Genomic DNA, 16,358 nt, shown 5'->3' on the forward strand with positions numbered 1-16,358 from the left:
AAGATCGTCCGGATGCCGATTTCCCGTCTCGGACCGATGGCAAACTTCATCGCGGCGTGAAACTTCGGCGCGAACAGGAAGGTGATCCCCGCCTCGTCGAGGGCCCGCTGCACCGCCTCCACCGGAGCGGAAAGGTCCATCCCGAGCGATTCGAGGACGTCCGCGCTTCCGGATCGGCTGGTGACCGACCGGTTGCCGTGCTTGGCAACACGGATGCCGGCCCCCGCCGCCACGAAGGCCACCGTGGTCGAGATGTTGAAGGTCCCGGACCGGTCTCCTCCGGTGCCGCAGGTGTCGAGCAGGATCTCTCCGGGGACGGTCCGGATCCGGGTCGCCTTCTGCCGCATCACCTCGACCGCGGCGGCGATCTCCGGAATCGTCTCCCCTTTCATCGCAAGGCAGGAGAGGAAGGAGGAAATCTGGGCGGGAGTCGCCTCCCCCTCCATGATCATCCGCATTGCGTCCCGCATCCCGTCCCGGGTCAGGTCCTTCCCGGCCGCCACCGCCGAGATCGCCTCCTGCATGGTGCTGAAGCAGGCGCGAACCGGCTGGCGGGGGTCGATCCGGGAAAGGAAATTCTCGAGGATCCTCATCCCGTACCGGGTCAGGATCGATTCCGGGTGGAACTGGACGCCGAACACGGGGCGCGTCCGGTGCCGGATCCCCATGACCTCGCCGTCCTCCGACTCCGCGCAGACCTCCAGCTCTTCCGGCAGCGTGTCCCGCTCCAGCGCCAGGGAATGGTAGCGCGTGGCGGTCATCGGGTTCTCGATCATCGAGAAGATCCCCTGGCCGTCGTGCCGTATCCTCGAGGTTTTCCCGTGCATCAGCGCCTTGGCGTGGACCACCGTTCCACCGAACGCCTGCCCGATGCACTGGTGCCCGAGGCAGACCCCGAGGATCGGCGTACGGTCTTGAAAGGCCCGGATCGCCTCGAGGGAGATCCCGGCGGCGGCAGGACCTCCCGGACCCGGGGAGATCACGAGGCCGGTTGGCCCTAGCGAAACGAGCTCATCTACCGTCACCGCGTCGTTGCGGAACACCCGGACATCGGCCCCCAGCTCGCAGATGTACTGGACGAGGTTGTACGTGAAGGAGTCGTAGTTGTCGATCACTGCGATCATGCCGGCATCTCCCGGTCTTCCCCCGCGCCGACGGCGCGAAACAGGACGCGCGCCTTGCTCCGGATCTCCTCCCACTCCCGGTCGGGATCCGAGTCCGCGACGATTCCCGCACCCGCCTGGATCATCGCCTTCCCCTCCCGCATCACGATTGTCCGGATGGTGATGCAGAAGTCCATGCTCCCCCGCACGTCGAAGTATCCCACCGCCCCGGCGTAGATCCCCCTGCGGAACGGTTCCAGCTCCTCGATGATCTCCATGGCCCGGACCTTCGGCGCCCCCGTGACGGTCCCGGCGGGGAAGGCGGCCCGGAGCACGTCGAAGGCGTTCAACCCCCGGCGCAGCTTGCCGGTCACGTTCGACACGATGTGCATCACATGCGAGTAGCGCTCCACCACCATCAGCTCGTCCACCTTGACGCTGCCCCACTCGGCGACCCGGCCGACGTCGTTCCGCCCGAGGTCGACGAGCATCACATGCTCCGCGATCTCCTTGGGGTCCGAAAGCAGGTCGGCCTCCATCCTCCGGTCCTCCTCCGGGGTCTCCCCCCTCGGGCGCGTCCCCGCGATCGGCCGGAGCTGCACCAGGTCTCCCTCCAGCCGGACCAGGACCTCCGGAGAGGATCCCACGACGGCGATTCCCCCCGTCTTCATCAGAAACATGTAGGGCGACGGGTTCAGCGCCCGGAGCATCCGGTAGACCTCGGACGGGGAGCGGCGGGTCGCGACTTCCGCACGGTTCGACAGCACCGCCTGGATGATTTCCCCTTCCCGGATATACTCCTTCGCCCTGCGGACGGCCGAGGTGAACCGGTCCCGGGGGATCTCGAAGCGGGGATTCTCCTCCCCCCCCCCTTCGGGAATCTCCTGCCAGGGAAGCGGTTCCCGGAGCAGATCCCGGACTTCGGCGATCGACCGCAGGCACCGGCCGTAGGCGTCGTCCGGCGTTTCCCCTTCCCGGAGCTCCCCGTGCGTCACGATCAGGATCCGGTGCTTCACGTTGTCGAACACCACCAGGCGCGAGGGGAAGAGGAACATCGCGTCCGGCGCCCTTCCGGGAGGATGGAGATCCGGGAGCCTCTCCAGGCGCCGCACGTAATCGTAGCCGATGAATCCCACGGCTCCGCCGGAGAGCCTCGGGAGCCCCTCCGCAGGAAGGTACCTCCTCTCTCCCAGGATGCCGGCCAGCAGTTCCATCGGGTCGCCCGGGGAGGGGAGGATCTCCACCCGATCCCCCCGCCGGACCGATACGGTATCCTCGTCGGCGGAAAAGCGGATATCCGGATCGAAGCCGATGAAGGAGTAGCGGGCCCACTTCTCTCCCCCTTCCACGCTCTCGAGGAGAAAATGATCGTCCGGGAAGCGCGCGGCGACCTTCAGATAGGCGGAGACCGGAGTCTCAAGGTCCGCGTGGAATTCCTCCCATACGGGAATGACGGTTCCGGGTGCCGCCGCGGTCCGGAAGATCTCCCTGAAAGATCCGTCCCCCATCGGCTCCTCAGTCCTTCACCAGGAACGGCTTTCCCCGGGTTTCCGCGGCGATCTTCCGCATCGCCCGGGTCGCGGCATCCCTGTCCGGAAACGGGCCGACCAGAACCCGGTGGAACGGTTCCCCTTTTCCGGCCACAGGCGCGGCGATCGACGCCTTGTGCCCTCCCTGTTCGAGCCGTTTCCTCATCGTTTCCGCCCCCGCCCGGTCCCGGAAGGCGGCCGCCTGCACGAAAAAGCGGGCGCCGGAAGAGGCGGGCGCCGCGGTTTCCGGCTTCTCCCGCGACGTTTCCTTTTTCGCCGGGGGCGGGGCGAGCTCCGCCTGTTTCGGATGTTTCCTCTCCAGCGTCTCCCGGAAGGTGACGCTCCGCTCCGTCTCCCGGAGCCGCTCCCCGGGGGTGGGAGCCGGCGGAGAGGGAAGCTTCGCCGCCTCCTCCGAGAAGGAGCCGATCTCCCGGCTGATCTCCGTGGAGGGTTCCTTCCCCACCACGATCGCCCCCCCTCCCTTCCCCGCCTCCATCTCCTTTTTCGCGGCGTTCTTCTCGATGACCCTCCCCACCTGCATTCCGATGACGAAGACGATCGCGAAAAGCACCAGGGCGCCCGTCAGGAAGAAGGCGAACTGGCTTCTCTCCTCGCCGCCGCGGCGGATCCCCTTTTTGTTATACAGCGACTTCACATTCTCTCCGGCGCGGAAACCCCGATCAGGGAGAGACCGGTCCGCACGACATGCTGCATCGCCCTGGCCAGGGCGAGCCGGCCCCGGGTACGTTCGGAGCTTTCTCCGAGGAACCGGTGCTTGTTGTAGAAGGAAGAGAACTCCCGTGCCAGCTCCAGGAGATAAAAGGGAATCCGGTGGGGCTCCCGGAGCAGGGCCGCGTCCGACAGAACAGCGGGGAACCTCGCCACACGCCTCATCAGGCCGATCTCGTCCGGATGGGTCAGGCATCCCAGCGATGGGTTCTCCTCCGGCAGGAGTCCCTGTGCCTCCGCCTCCCGGAAGAGGCTGCAGATCCGCGTGTGCATGTACTGGATGTAGTAGACGGGGTTTTCGTTTTCCCGGGACTTCGCCAGCGTGAGGTCGAAATCAAGATGCGAGTCGAAGCTCCGAAGGAGGTAGAAGAATCGGGCGGCGTCGGCTCCGACCTCCTCCAGGACCTCCCGCAGGGTGGTAAATTCCCCGGACCGGGTCGACATCTGGACCGCCTTCCCGTCCCGGATCAGGGTGACGAACTGGACCAGGAGGATCTCGAGCCGTTCGGCGTCCTCGCCCAGACCCCGCAGGGCGGCGTGGAGCCTCGGCGCGTATCCGTGATGATCCGCTCCCCAGATATCGATCAGGCGGTCGTGCCCCCTGGTAAGCTTCTCCCGATGGTAGGCGAGGTCCGCGGCGAAATAGGTGGCGCGCCCGTCCGTCCGGACCAGGACGCGGTCCTTCTCGTCTCCGTGGGAGCCGCTCCGGAAGTAGGTCGCTCCCTCCGAGCGGTAGGTCTGCCCGCGGCGTTCCAGCTCCTGCAGCGCATCGGCGACCGCCCCGCTCCGGTGGAGATCCTCCTCCCGGAACCACCGGTCGAACCGGACATGGAACGACTCCAGATCCTCCCGGATCCCCCGGAGGATCCTGTCGCATGCCTCCCGCCGGAACACCGGAAGCGCCTCCTCCTCGGGGACCGGAAGATAGCGTTCTCCGACTTCCGCGTGAAACTGCGCGGCAAGCGTAGCGAGATACTCCCCGCGGTACCCGTCCTCGGGAAGGTCGACCGTTTTCCCGCACCGCTGGAGATACCGTATGTAAAAGGAGACCCCCAGCTTCTCCATCTGGTTCCCGACGTCGTTCACATAGTATTCCGTGACCACCTCGGACCCGCGGAAGGCGAGGATCCGGGCCAGCGCGTCGCCGATCGCCGCTCCCCTTCCATGTCCCACATGCAAGGGACCCGTCGGATTCGCGGAGACGAACTCCAGCATCACCTTCTTCCCGTTCCCTCCTTCGCCGCTTCCGAACCTCTCCCCTTCCCGGAGAACGGCCGCGAGAACCTCCCTCCAGGCGCCGTCCGAGAGGACGAGGTTGATGAAACCGGGGCCCGCGACGGAAACCGACCGGAACCATCCCCGGTCATCCGCCGATCGTATCGCCTCGAGAAACTCCAGGGCGATCTCCCCGGGCTTTCTCTGCAGGAGACCTGCGGCCTGGAGCGCGGCGTTCGTGGAGAAGTCACCGTGCTCCGGCTGTTTCGGAATTTCCAGGGAAAATTTAATCTTCCCCCCGATCCCCCATTGGTCCAATTTCCGTTTTATTCCGGAAAAGACCATGGACTCTGTGATGTTGCGGACGTCCACCGGCTCCTCGAAAAAAGCGAAAAATGATTTAAAGATAATACGTTATCGTCAGTGTCCGGGGAAGTCAACGGCTAACGAACCAGATGCGACGGTGGGAATTGCTACCGGAAAGAACAATGCCCCGCCGCGTGGGCGGGGCACCTCTTTTTTGCCCGAGGATTTCCCTGCCGGTTTCCGATCAGGTAACGCAGATCACCTCGGACGCCTGGAGACCTTTCGGGGTCTCCAGTGCGACGAATTCCACCGGCTGTCCTTCCTTGAGGGTCCTGTAGCCGTCCATGCGGATCGCCGTGTAATGGACGAACACGTCCTTCTCCCCCTCCTGCTCGATGAAACCGAACCCCTTCGTCTCGTTGAACCATTTCACTTTGCCGACACGTTTCATCGCCCGACCTCCCGGTGATTCTTCGTGATTCCGCAATATCACGGAACGGCGGGCGAAGTCAATCGATGACAGTCGATATACCGATATTGGCCGACCCCCGGGACCGGGCGCCTTCAGGAGAAGGTGAGCCGGTTTCTTCCCCCCTGCTTGGAGCGGTACAGGGCTTCGTCGGCCTTCCCCACGAGCTCCTGGAGCGTCCTGCCGTCGGCCGGGTAGCAGGCGGCTCCCAGGGATGCCGTGACGCCGGTCTCCTTCCCGTCGAACGTGTAGCGCGCCTTCCCGATGATCATCCGGAGCCGCTCCGCCACGTTTTCCGCGCGCTCCCGGTCCGCGTGATGAAGGTAGAGGATGAACTCCTCCCCTCCGAACCGCCCCGCCATGTCGATCTTCCGGATCGTTTTCCGGATGATCGATGCGACGTTTCTCAGCACTTCGTCTCCCGCCGGGTGGCCGTAGGTGTCGTTGACCCGCTTGAAATGATCGATGTCCAGCATGATGACGGTGCAGGGGTAACGCCCGTCCAGCCGGGAAAGCACGGAGGAAAGCCGCGTGCCGAAGGTCTTCCGGTTCATCAGTCCCGTCAGCCCGTCGGTCGTCGCCTGCTCCTCCAGCGTTTCGATGAAGCGGGAGTGGGAGATCCCCATCCGCATGATCCGGAGCAGTTCGCGCGCCGCCTCGGCGTCCATCCCATGGAAATTCCGCCCCGCCGGCGATGCGCACACCAGGAGTCCGCGGAAACCGTCCGGTCCGGAAACGGGAACGAGAAGATGGTCCTTTTCAACACCGGACCATTGGGCCGGAAGAACCGGGTGCCTCCCGCCTCCCCCGCTCCCTCCGGCGAAGATCCTGTGGACCCCTTTTTCGAGAACCCAAGCGGCATAGGTTCCCCCGAGGCGGACCCAGCCCTCTTCCCCGTGTTCCCTGTCCGGGGGCGGGGGAGTCTCTCCCCGCTTCTCCTCCCAGACGATCCTTCCTCTGGTCCCCTTCTTGTCCCCTTCCACCAGCAGGACCCGGTCGGCCCGGAGCGACTCCCGGACCGCTTCGGCGGTCACCCTGTAGATTTCCCTCCGGGGCGAGGCGCCGGCCGGTTCCACGACCCCTTTCCGTTCCGCCAGTTCTGCCACGCGATTGAAGAACCGGTGATATCCGGCCCAGGCGGCGAGCGTCCGGTCGCTTCGATACCGGCTCCGGCCTTCCGCCACCTCCCGCGCGATCAGGAAGGCGCCCGTCTCCAGGAGCGGGACCACCGGCTCGCCCCATCCCGCTCCGCCGAAACGGAAGGCGAGGATCGCCCCCTCCTCGATCCCCTCGTGCAGTACGGGCGCGGCGGCGACCCCCGAAGGTCGCTCCATCCTCCCGCCGCAGGAGATCCCCCACCTTTCCGCCTCCTCTCCTTCCGTGAAGAAGGTCCGCCGGAAGACCATCGCCTCCCGCAACGGGACGTAGGAGTCGGGTATGAACGAAGCGGCCCCGGAGTCTCCCCCGCTCTTCCGGACCTCATGACGGACCAGGAACGGGCGCCCCGGGTCCTCCGAGCGTGTCACGAACAACACCCGGTCCGCCCCGGAAGCGGGAAGGATCCCTTCCAGAACCCTGCGGACACCCTCCGCGGTCCTGATTTCATGCATCTGCAGGATCCGCTCCCGCCCCTGCGGTGTTTCGAAGGCAAAATCCTGCTCCCGCCCCGGATTCTGCCAGGGAATCATGAGGGATTCCGCCTCGTCCACCCTCGCGCCCCCTCCCGGTTCCTTCCGGTCCGGCCTACCCCGTACCCTGTTGCGGATCCAGAAACCGGCCGAAAGCCCGAGCGCCGCCATGGCGGTCATCGACACGGTCAATCCGTTGAGGCCGGGGGGGCTTCCCGGAATCCAGGAAAACCATGCGAGGGAAACCACCGCGTACACCCCCGCGGTCCCGGGAGCCAGAAGGCAGGGGAGGACCGGGAACAGGACGGCCGGAACGATCCGGGATTCGGCCATCCCGGGAACCAGGGAGTGGAGCTGGAGGAGCGCCGAGGCTGCCCAGGACATCGCAAACCTGAAATCCGGAAGATGGCTCAGGCGTCGGGAAGGAATCAGTTCCCGCGCCAGCAGGATTGCCGCCCCAAGGACGGCGGAGGCAACCCACTTCTCCGCAAGGGAATGCGGCAGGACGCCGATCCGGATCAGGTGAAAGCCTCCCAGGTGAAGGACAGCGAAAACCGGGATGGAATAGCTACGGAGCGCCCGTTCTGCCCTTGGGGGGATGGGGATCCGCATCCTTGTTCCGTTCCAGAACGATAACGTTCTCTTTTTTTCGGATCAGCCCGAGGTCCTTTCGGGCGATATCCTCGATGACCGAGGGGTTGGAACGAAGGTCCTCCACCTTCTTCCGGAGATCCGCGATCTCCTCCCGGAGCCGGGCGTTCTCCTCCTCGAGCTGTTTCTGCGTCCTGTAGATCTTGTAGCTGTTCAGAACCCCGACTTCCCCGAAGAGGGTGTAGAGAATGCCGATCCCGAGGATGCCTGCCGCAAGAAGCACCGGCAACCTCCTCCGGATCCATGCCTTTCGTTCGCGCGGTTCCATCAGGTCACCGGAACATCAGGTTTTTCACGAGATCCCACACGGCGCGTGGGGTGAACGCCTCGCGGGCGATGTCCCGGTAGGGTGCGTCCCCCGCGAACACCGACCAGAGAATTCTCGCCTGGATCCCTTCGCTCCCCGCTTCGTCTCCTTCCACCCACTTGAGATAGGCCTCCGAGAAGCGCCGTTTTTTCAGTACGCTCTCGTAGATTCCGAAGAGCACCTTTCCCCACAGGTTATCATAGCGGAAGCGCCGGATGCAGGGGCGATAGAAATGCTCCCGGAGCACCCTCTCGGATACGCCGTGGTCCACGACCGCCTCCGCGAGGATCCTGGCCGTGTCGCAGGAGGATTCGATCCCGTTCTTGAGATGGCGGGAGATGAAGGCGTCCCCCAGGATCGCGATCCGATCCGCGAAGGGCCGTTTTGCGACCCCGACGGGAACCTGCGGGTGGCAGTGGCACATCACCCTGGCGTTTTCGGGCAGCAGCCGCGTCAGGACCGGGTTCTCCTTCCTCTCCCGCTCCAGGTCGGCGATGCGGACATGGTTGCCGATTCCGGTGAGGGTCAGGAAATCGTCCTTTGGAGTGATCGCAAGAAACCGGATTCGCTTCCCCATCGCGGGCACGATATGGATCCGGTTCCGGAGCCGCCCGACGATGAAATCGCCGTCGGCCGGAAGCTCCGCCTGGACCGTGTGCCAGGTCCGGGGGGGGACATACCCGATGCGCAATTTCCCCACGATGGTGGTGTTCACCCCGAACGCCCCTACCAGGAAATCGAACCTCCGGCTGTTTCCGTCCGGAAAGACCAGCCGGTAGCCGCCGGGAACCTTCTCGATCCGTTCCACCCGTTCGTGGAGGAACTTCGCGCCGCGCCCGACCGCGGCGTCGAGGAGGAACTGGTCGAAGCTTTTCCGGGCTCCGGTCGAGACGACCGGTCCGCCCCCCCGGAACACGGTGTAGATCGCGCCTCGCTGCGGGTTCACCACGTTTACCGAGACGTCCATGCCGTGGATCTCGTACCCGTCCGCGATGCGGCGGATCACCTGCCCGTCGACCGCGAGACCGAGCTTCCTGATCTTTTCCACCATGACCGATCCGATCGCGCCTGCGCACATGTTGCACCCGGAGGGCCCGGAGGCGTCGAAGGTCTTCCGGTCGACGAGGGTGATTTCCGCGGTTCGCCCCCTCTCCTTCAGGAGGGAGATCGTGTGCAGCGCGAAGAAGGTGCCCGCGGGGCCGGCACCGATGACCCCGATGGAAGATCCGTCCGGCAGGGGGGGCATGGTCGAATCTCACTCCGCGTTGCGGGTATCGTTCAACGGGTACCGGTCCTCGTGGTAGGTGATGCAGGCTTCCTTGAGGATGTTGGGCGGCTGCTCCCGGGACCGGATCCCCTTCGTGTGCTTCAGGCCCCGGAGGATCGGCTCCCCGGTTGCGGCGAAGGTTGCAGGGGCAGCCAGCACGAGGAAAACCGTCAGGAGGAACCGCAATTGCGTAGGATATCCTCTCTAAAATATCACCCCGACCGTTCCCGAGGAACTCCCGGAATCGCCCCCTCCTCCCCCGCTGCCCGCTGCGGCGACCCCCGCGGCGACACCCACCAGCACGACCCACAGCCACCATGTATGGTACCACGGCCGCTTTTCCCGCGTTACGGCCGTTTTCGCCGGCCATCCCGCGGAGGCAAGCATCTCCGCCGCCTTCCGCGCGACCTGTTCGATCCCGTCCTCCCCTTCCGGCCATGCCATTTCCCCCAGTACCGCGGCGGTCCGGTCGCCTCGGCCCATGGAGAGCACGCGCAGCGTCTCCTTCCCCTCCTGGACGTCGAACAACAGCACCGCAATCCGGTTGGCGCCTGCCCTGGTCGAGATTTCCCGAAGCCGTCTCCCCGCCCCTTCCCCCCCGGGGTCCGATGCGAGAAGATCCGGAAGGCCGGAGGCGGGATCGGCCGCCAACGTGATCTCCATCAGTCCGGAGTCCCCGGGAAGCCACTGCCCGACCCGTTCCTCCGGCAGGTATCCCTCCTTCGCGACAAGGATCCTCACCGGGCCGATACCGTCCGGTTGGATACGTCCCGGGGTCGTTCCCGCAAGGTTCCCTTCGAGATAGATCTCCGCTCCCGGGGGAATCGATTGCACGAGGAGTTCCGCCGGCCGGACGGGCCGTTCCGCTGCGCGAGTCCAGGCTTCCTGAACCGTCGGGGAATAGAGCGCCGGATCGGGGGAAAACCCGGGCCGGAGGGCCCGGGAGCGTGCGAATCGCTCCACGCACTCCGCGGAATTTCCATCCCACAGGAACAGGATTCCCTGCCGGAAGAAGGTCTCGGCGAGAAAGGGGCGTACCGCCTCCCCGAACCGGTACCTTCTGGAGAAGGATTCCGCCTCCGCCAGGCGCAGGGCGGCTTCTCCGGTCTCCATCGCGTCCATGAGCCTCGACGCATCGGCGAGGATCCCGGAGAGTTCGTCCAGCGCGGCAGCGTCCGGTTCCGGCAACGTGTCTGCATCCTCCCCCGGAGCATGCCGCGGGAGTCCGGCCGGGATCCATCGGACCCGGAGCGTCTCCGCGAGGAGCTCCGGAAGCGGGTCCATCTTCTCCCGCGCCGTGGTCTCGGGAATCCTCGGGGATACCACCTTCAGCAGGAGGCAGGGTTCTTCCGCCTGCTCCGCCCGGGCAAACGCGGCCCCACCTCCGTTCCAGGCAAGAACCGCGGAGAGAAGAACCGAAAGGGACTTAGATCCGTTTGACGAAAATCTCATCCGTGATATCCCGGTCCACCGCGATGGTCGTCTCTCCGATCTGGAGGACGAAGGAGGGCTTCCGCTGCAGAAGGCGGATCCGGCTTCCCGGGACGATTCCCAGGGAGGAAAGCTTTTCCAGGCGTTTCTTCGACTTCGGGGTGATGAAGACGATCCGGAGCAGGTCGCTCAAGCCCGCGTCGGACAGGCGCATCACGAGCGGACGGATCTCTGTGCGGATCCTGTCGCAGCATTCCCCGCGAGGAATCGCCCGCCCGTGCGGGCAGACCGGGGGATGCCCCAGGAAGGTGCATACGCTCTCCGTGACCGCCTTCGTCAGGATATGCTCGAACTGGCAGGCGCTGCTCTCGATCTGCTGGTTGTCCAGGTCGAAGAGGTTGTGCAGCAGGACTTCCGCCAGACGGTGGCGCCGGATGATTGCGCTCGCCCGGGCCTCCCCTTCCCGCGTCAGGCGGATCTCCTCCCCGGAGGTCTCCAGAAGCCCCATCTCGCCGAGTTCCCCGATCAGGCGTTCCGGCTCCTCTTCGGAGGTATCCCGGAGAAGCTGTGTCCGGGTGACCCTCCCTTCCTCGCGCAGCGTCCAGACCAGTTCGAGGATCTCTTCCTGCGAGTATTCCGTCATCTCCCGGATCCTTTCGACAAGAGGGATTTCACGAAGTTGACCACCTTCGACTCCGGAACGGGGAAGGAATAGCGGCAGCGCGGGCAGCAGACCAGCGAGCAGCTCTTCCCCAACGGGCAGCCGGTCCGGCATCCCCGGTCGTCCGTGTCTATCCTATATTGGCAAAGCGGACAGCGGATTTTCAAGGCCCTGGACTCCTCAGAACGAGATTCCCAGCCTGCGGGCGGCGAGGTTGACGGCCGCGCCTACGAGGATCGCGAACGGGAAGATGAACAGGCCCATCCCGGCCGCGACTTTTCCTCCATGCTCCTTGATGATGACGAGAAAGTTCGCCAGGCAGGGGATGAACAGGGTGATCGTGACGAGGCTCACCACCACCTGCAGATTCGTCAGCATGCCGGCGCGCGCCATGTCGAAGAGCCCCGCGGCCCCGTAATCCCGGCGCAGGAATCCGATCAGGAACGCCTCGGCGGTCTTCGGAGGAAGATCGAGCATCCCCACCACGACCGGTTCCGCCATCGCCTGGAGCCGGACAAGCCAGCCCATCCGGTCGCCGACGAACAGGATGAAGGTGCCGAGCAGGAAAAGGGGAACCGCTTCCCGAAGGTACCATTCGATCCGGGCCATCGTCTTGATCCCGAGGTTGGAGAACTGCGGCATGCGGATGGGAGGGATCTCCAGGATGAAGTCGGACGATTCCCCGGGGATCACCTTCGAGGCGAGAAATCCCACCAGGAGGATGACGCCGACCAGGATCGCTCCCCAGGCCACCGTCGCCGCGGGGCCGACGTCGGAAAGCATCCCGAGGATGACGCCGAGCTGCGCGGAGCAGGGAATCCCGAGCGCGAGCAGCAGCGTGACGATGATCCGTTCCTTCCGGGTCTCGAGGATCCGGGTCGTCAGGGTTGCCATCGTGTCGCATCCCAGGCCGAGGATCATCGGCAGAACCGCCTTTCCGTTGCAGCCGATCTTCTTGAAGATCCGGTCCACCATCACCGCCAGGCGCGGGAGGTAGCCCGAGTCCTCCAGGATCCCGAACCCCAGGAAAAAGGTTCCCACGATCGGCAGCACGATCGCGATGGCGTAGGAAAGAGCCATGGAGATCATCCCGTACGGCCCGACGAGAAAATCGCGCAGGATCTCCCAGGGGATCACCCGGCCGGCCGCGCGTTCGACGGCGGGGACGAGCCATTTCCCGAACAGGGTCTCCTCCAGGAAATCCACGAGGAAGCCCGCCCCGAAGACCCCGACGAACCCGTAGGCGAGAAAGAGAACTCCCGCCAGGATCGGGATCCCGTACAGCGGGTCCATCGCCCACCGGCCGAACCGTTCCCCCCAGTCGGTTCTCCTGGCGTTCCCCTTCTCCTCCCCCAGTCCCGCCAGCAGCGCGTCGATCCAGGCCAGGCGTATCTGATTGACCCGGTACGAGATTTCGCCCCTGTTTTCCTCCACCAGCCGGTTTCGCACCGCGTTCATCGTGCGGATCCTGTCCGGGGGGACATGCTCCGCGAGCCAGGGGGAGAGGGAATCGTCGCCGCACAGCAGCATCATCGCGATCGCACGCTTCCCGATCGGCGTCGCCTCCGGAAGGAGCCACTCCATCTGGGTGAGCGCCGCCTCGATCTTCTCTCCGTAGGAGATCCGGAGCGGAGAGGAGAAGGATCCCTCCAGCAGGGTCATCAGCCGGTCCATCCCCTTCTTCCGGACCGCGACGGTCGGCACCGCCGGGACGCCGATCCGATCCTCCAGTCCCTCCAGCTTCGGCATCACCCCCCGACTCCTCGCCTCGTCGGCCATGTTCACCGCGAGGACCAGGGGGACCCCCATCTCGGCGAGCTGGACCGTGATCATCAGCGACCGGCGCATGTTCTTCGCGTCGCAGACCTGGAGCACCTTCGCACCAGGCTCCCTCATCAGGATGTCGCGGGTCACCCGCTCGTCCTCGGACATGGGAAGGAGCGAATAGACGCCGGGGGTGTCCACCACCTCCACCGATTTCCCGCGCTCCCGGGCTTCCCCCCGGGAAACCTCCACCGTCGTCCCGGGATAATTGGATACGGTCACGTACCGTCCCGTGAGGTAGCCGAAGACGACGCTTTTCCCCACGTTCGGGTTCCCGACCAGGATCACCCGGTTCTCCGGCCCGCGGGGCTGGATTTCGGCGGAACTCATCGTTCCCCCTCGCGGACGGTTTCCGGAACGCAGTCCCTGCAGTATCCGTAGATGTCGAGACGGTGCATCGTCGGGGTGAAGCCGTGCTTTCGGGCAACGTGCTCCTGGAGAGACTCGATCTCCGGCTCCTTGAACTCGGAAACCTCGCCGCACCCCTGGCAGACGAAATGGTCATGGTGGGCGGACAGGTTGCTCTCGTATCGACGCGCACCTTCTCCGAAGTCCAGCTCCTTTGCGTATCCGAATCGCACGAGCAGCTTCAGGGTCCGGTAGACGGTCGCCGCCCCCACCGCCCGGTGTTTCCGCCGGACATCCCGGGTGAGATCGTCGACCGTCACGTGCGTACCGGAGCGGAAAAAGGCCTCGATGATGTGGCCCCTGCTCTTGCTCCGCTTTCCCCCGGATTCCGAGATCTGCTCGTCGATTCTGCGAAGAAGCGCTTCCAAGGCCGGATGAATTCTCCATGCTGATCTTGAAATTCATTTTCATGTTATTGCGCAACGGATCGTAAGTCAAACAATATTGCTGGTCGTTTCCTAAAAATAAACGGCGGCCGCAATGGCCGCCGTTTCCATGGTCCCGGAGGATTGTTCGTCGAATCGTGCCCGTTCTTCCCGGCTACTCCGCCTCGCCGGCGGTTTTTTTCTTCCGGGTCTTCGTCTTGCCGGGGGATTTCTCGGATTCGGTTTTCTTCGGCTTGGCCGCCGCGCGCGGCGCCGAGGAAGTCTTCTTCTTCGCCGCCGGTTTCTTTTCGGTTTTCGCAGCCTTTCCTTCCGCCGCCGCCTTTTTCGCGGGGGCCGCCTTCTTCCGTGCGGTCTTCTTTTCCGCACCCTTTTTTCCGGCGGCCTTCTTCTCCTCCAGCGGCAGATACTCGATGATCGCCATCTCCGCGCCGTCCCCGATCCGGTATCCGGTGCGCACGATCCGGGTATACCCGCCCTGCCGTTCCCGGAACCTTCCGGCGAGCCCCGCGAAGAGCTTCTCCGTGTTCGCCTTGTCGCTGAGCAGGGAGAAGACCCTCCTCCGGGCATGGGTGGTTTCGCGCTTCCCGAGGGTAATCAGCCGGTCGGCCAGCCGCCGCAGTTCCTTGGCTTTCTCGACGGTCGTCTCGATCCGCTCCGAGCGGACGAGCGCGTTCATGAGATTCCGCAGCAGCGCTTTGCGGTGAGCCGGTTTTCTCCCGAGTTTCCGATGGTCCATTCCATGACGCATGTCCGTCCCTCGCCTGCCGTGGTGGGGTCAGTCTTCCTGCCGTGGAGGGTTGAACTTCTCCAGCGAGAAGCCCTCGATCTGCATCCCCAGGGAGAGGCCCATTTCCTGGAGGACGTCCTTGATCTCGTTGAGGCTTTTCTTTCCGAAGTTCTTCGTCTTGAGCATCTCCTGCTCGGAACGCTGCACGAGCTCCCCGATCATCTTGATGTTCGCGTTCTTCAGGCAGTTGTAGGCCCGGACCGACAGCTCCAGTTCCTCCACCGGCTTGAAGAGGTTCTCGTTCGTCGACCCCTCCTCCAACAGGGAGGGCTCGTCCGGCATTTCGGACTCCTCGTCGAAATTGATGAACACCGTCAGTTGGTCCTTCAGGATCTTCGCCGCGTACGCGACCGCGTCGGCCGGAAGCACGGAACCGTCCGTCCAGATTTCCAGGGTCAGCCGGTCGTAGTCGGTCTGCTGTCCGACCCTGGCGTTGGTCACGGTGAAGTTCACCTTCCTCACCGGGGAGAAGATCGCATCGATCGGGACGGTCCCGATCGGCGCGTTTTCCTCGAGATTCCTCTCCGCGGGAACATACCCCTTCCCCGTCCGCACCGTCATTTCCATCTTCAAGGTGGCGTTTTCGGAGAGCTCCGCGATGTGGTGCTCCCGGTTCAGGATATCCACCATCGCGTCCGTCTTGAGGTCCGATGCCTTCACGCGGCAGGGCCCCTTGGCCACGAGCGTCATCGTGCGGGACTCGGCGGAGTGCACCCGGAGCCGGATCTCCTTCAGGTTCAACACGATGTCGGTAATGTCCTCGACGACGCCCGGGATCGTCGAGTATTCATGCTGGACGTTCTCGATCCTTACGCTGGTGATCGCCCCCCCCTGCAGTGAGGAAAGCAGGACCCTGCGCAGGGTGTTCCCGAGGGTGGTCCCGAACCCCCGCTCGAGCGGTTCCGCGACGAACTTCCCGTAAAAACCCGTCGCCGTATCGGTCTGGACCTCGATACGGCGGGGCTTGATCAGCTGTTTCCAGTTCCGTTGAAACATGCGTGCCCCCCTCTCCCGTCCGGACGATCTACTTCGAGTAAAGTTCCACGATCAGCTGTTCCTGGATCTGTTCCGTGATGTCCGCCCGCTTCGGGAGGATCTTGATGTTTCCCCGGAAGTTCTCCCGGTCCAGCTCGAGCCAGGCCGGGATCCCCTTCCGGACGACCGCATCCAGCGCCTCGTTGATCGAGGGATTCTTCCGGCTCTTTTCCTGCAGCTCGATGACGTCGCCCGGCCGGACGAGGAACGAGGGAATGTTCACCCGCTTTCCCCCGATCGTGAAGTGACCGTGCCCCACGAGCTGCCGGCTCTGCCTGCGGGTCACCGCGAAGCCGAGCTTGTACGTGACGTTGTCCAGCCGGCGTTCCAGAAGGATCAGGAGGTTGTCGCCCGTCTTCCCCTTCAATTGTTCCGCCTTCTCGAAGTAGTTGTGGAACTGCCGCTCGAGCAGGCCGTAGATCCGTTTCGCCTTCTGCTTCTCCCGAAGCTGGACCCCGTAGTCGCTGTGCTTGGGACGCCGCTGCCCGTGCTGTCCCGGTGGGTACCCTCTCCGCTTGATGGCGCACTTGTCGGTGAAGCACCGGTCCCCCTTCAGGAACAGCTCGATCCCTTCTCGCCTGCATAGGCGGCACACCGCCTCACGATACCTGGCCAACGATTC

The 16,358-nt window shown here is 64.6% G+C and carries 15 protein-coding genes and 1 pseudogene (1 of these 16 running past the window's edge); all 16 read right to left on the reverse strand.

What is annotated here, in order from left to right:
* Positions 1 to 1,124, reverse strand: a pseudogene (locus tag A2X88_10850) (anthranilate phosphoribosyltransferase); it reaches 487 nt to the left of the window's first position.
* Positions 1,121 to 2,611 carry an anthranilate synthase component I gene (locus A2X88_10855; GenBank protein ID OGP35620.1) on the reverse strand — a complete coding sequence of 497 codons (1,491 nt, stop codon included), beginning with the start codon at positions 2,609 to 2,611 and terminating at the stop codon, positions 1,121 to 1,123. Before A2X88_10855 ends, A2X88_10850 begins: the two are co-directional and overlap by 4 nt.
* A gap of 7 nt (positions 2,612 to 2,618) precedes the next feature.
* A complete protein-coding gene (locus tag A2X88_10860) occupies positions 2,619 to 3,287 on the reverse strand; it encodes a hypothetical protein (GenBank protein OGP35621.1) in 669 nt (222 codons plus the stop codon).
* The gene (locus A2X88_10865; protein ID OGP35622.1) at positions 3,284 to 4,921 is read right to left on the reverse strand and encodes an arginine--tRNA ligase; all 1,638 of its coding nucleotides are present in this window, start codon (positions 4,919 to 4,921) and stop codon (positions 3,284 to 3,286) included. The genes A2X88_10860 and A2X88_10865 overlap by 4 nt, the downstream gene beginning before the upstream one ends.
* A 205-nt stretch (positions 4,922 to 5,126) precedes the next feature.
* Entirely contained in the window at positions 5,127 to 5,333 is a 207-nt protein-coding gene (locus tag A2X88_10870; GenBank protein ID OGP35623.1) for a cold-shock protein, read from the reverse strand.
* A 113-nt stretch (positions 5,334 to 5,446) separates the two neighbouring features.
* Positions 5,447 to 7,591, reverse strand: a complete 2,145-nt coding sequence (locus A2X88_10875) for a hypothetical protein (protein ID OGP35624.1) — start codon at positions 7,589 to 7,591, stop codon at positions 5,447 to 5,449.
* Positions 7,548 to 7,853, reverse strand: coding sequence for a hypothetical protein (locus A2X88_10880; protein ID OGP35625.1), 306 nt, complete (start codon positions 7,851 to 7,853; stop codon positions 7,548 to 7,550). Before A2X88_10880 ends, A2X88_10875 begins: the two co-directional genes overlap by 44 nt.
* A gap of 49 nt (positions 7,854 to 7,902) precedes the next feature.
* Entirely contained in the window at positions 7,903 to 9,183 is a 1,281-nt protein-coding gene (locus tag A2X88_10885) for a hypothetical protein (GenBank protein OGP35626.1), read from the reverse strand.
* 9 nt (positions 9,184 to 9,192) lie between these two features.
* Positions 9,193 to 9,390, reverse strand: coding sequence for a hypothetical protein (locus A2X88_10890; GenBank protein ID OGP35627.1), 198 nt, complete (start codon positions 9,388 to 9,390; stop codon positions 9,193 to 9,195).
* A gap of 18 nt (positions 9,391 to 9,408) precedes the next feature.
* Positions 9,409 to 10,530 (reverse strand): hypothetical protein, encoded by a 1,122-nt coding sequence (locus A2X88_10895; protein ID OGP35628.1) that lies wholly within the window; start codon positions 10,528 to 10,530, stop codon positions 9,409 to 9,411.
* Between the two features lie 100 nt (positions 10,531 to 10,630).
* On the reverse strand, positions 10,631 to 11,278 hold the full coding sequence (locus tag A2X88_10900; GenBank protein OGP35629.1) for a hypothetical protein: 648 nt from the start codon (positions 11,276 to 11,278) through the stop codon (positions 10,631 to 10,633).
* Positions 11,279 to 11,476: 198 nt separating this feature from the next.
* Entirely contained in the window at positions 11,477 to 13,450 is a 1,974-nt protein-coding gene (locus tag A2X88_10905) for a ferrous iron transport protein B (GenBank protein ID OGP35630.1), read from the reverse strand.
* On the reverse strand, positions 13,447 to 13,896 hold the full coding sequence (locus A2X88_10910; GenBank protein OGP35631.1) for a hypothetical protein: 450 nt from the start codon (positions 13,894 to 13,896) through the stop codon (positions 13,447 to 13,449). Before A2X88_10910 ends, A2X88_10905 begins: the two co-directional genes overlap by 4 nt.
* A 172-nt stretch (positions 13,897 to 14,068) precedes the next feature.
* On the reverse strand, positions 14,069 to 14,662 hold the full coding sequence (locus A2X88_10915; protein OGP35632.1) for a 50S ribosomal protein L17: 594 nt from the start codon (positions 14,660 to 14,662) through the stop codon (positions 14,069 to 14,071).
* A gap of 27 nt (positions 14,663 to 14,689) precedes the next feature.
* Positions 14,690 to 15,697 carry a DNA-directed RNA polymerase subunit alpha gene (locus A2X88_10920; GenBank protein OGP35633.1) on the reverse strand — a complete coding sequence of 336 codons (1,008 nt, stop codon included), beginning with the start codon at positions 15,695 to 15,697 and terminating at the stop codon, positions 14,690 to 14,692.
* A 28-nt stretch (positions 15,698 to 15,725) separates the two neighbouring features.
* Positions 15,726 to 16,352, reverse strand: coding sequence for a 30S ribosomal protein S4 (locus tag A2X88_10925; protein OGP35634.1), 627 nt, complete (start codon positions 16,350 to 16,352; stop codon positions 15,726 to 15,728).
* Positions 16,353 to 16,358 lie beyond the last annotated feature (6 nt).

Source organism: Deltaproteobacteria bacterium GWC2_65_14, from assembly GCA_001797615.1.
Taxonomy (GTDB): Bacteria; Desulfobacterota; Deferrimicrobia; order Deferrimicrobiales; family Deferrimicrobiaceae; genus GWC2-65-14.

Excerpts from the sequence above, each read along its gene's own strand:
- A2X88_10885 (OGP35626.1), bottom strand. The coding sequence starts at position 9,183 with ATGCCCCCCCTGCCGGACGGATCTTCCATCGGGGTCATCGGTGCCGGC.
- A2X88_10920 (OGP35633.1), bottom strand. The coding sequence starts at position 15,697 with ATGTTTCAACGGAACTGGAAACAGCTGATCAAGCCCCGCCGTATCGAG.
- A2X88_10905 (OGP35630.1), bottom strand. The coding sequence starts at position 13,450 with ATGAGTTCCGCCGAAATCCAGCCCCGCGGGCCGGAGAACCGGGTGATC.
- A2X88_10855 (OGP35620.1), bottom strand. The coding sequence starts at position 2,611 with ATGGGGGACGGATCTTTCAGGGAGATCTTCCGGACCGCGGCGGCACCC.
- A2X88_10875 (OGP35624.1), bottom strand. The coding sequence starts at position 7,591 with ATGCGGATCCCCATCCCCCCAAGGGCAGAACGGGCGCTCCGTAGCTAT.
- A2X88_10915 (OGP35632.1), bottom strand. The coding sequence starts at position 14,662 with ATGCGTCATGGAATGGACCATCGGAAACTCGGGAGAAAACCGGCTCAC.
- A2X88_10900 (OGP35629.1), bottom strand. The coding sequence starts at position 11,278 with ATGACGGAATACTCGCAGGAAGAGATCCTCGAACTGGTCTGGACGCTG.
- A2X88_10870 (OGP35623.1), bottom strand. The coding sequence starts at position 5,333 with ATGAAACGTGTCGGCAAAGTGAAATGGTTCAACGAGACGAAGGGGTTC.
- A2X88_10865 (OGP35622.1), bottom strand. The coding sequence starts at position 4,921 with ATGGTCTTTTCCGGAATAAAACGGAAATTGGACCAATGGGGGATCGGG.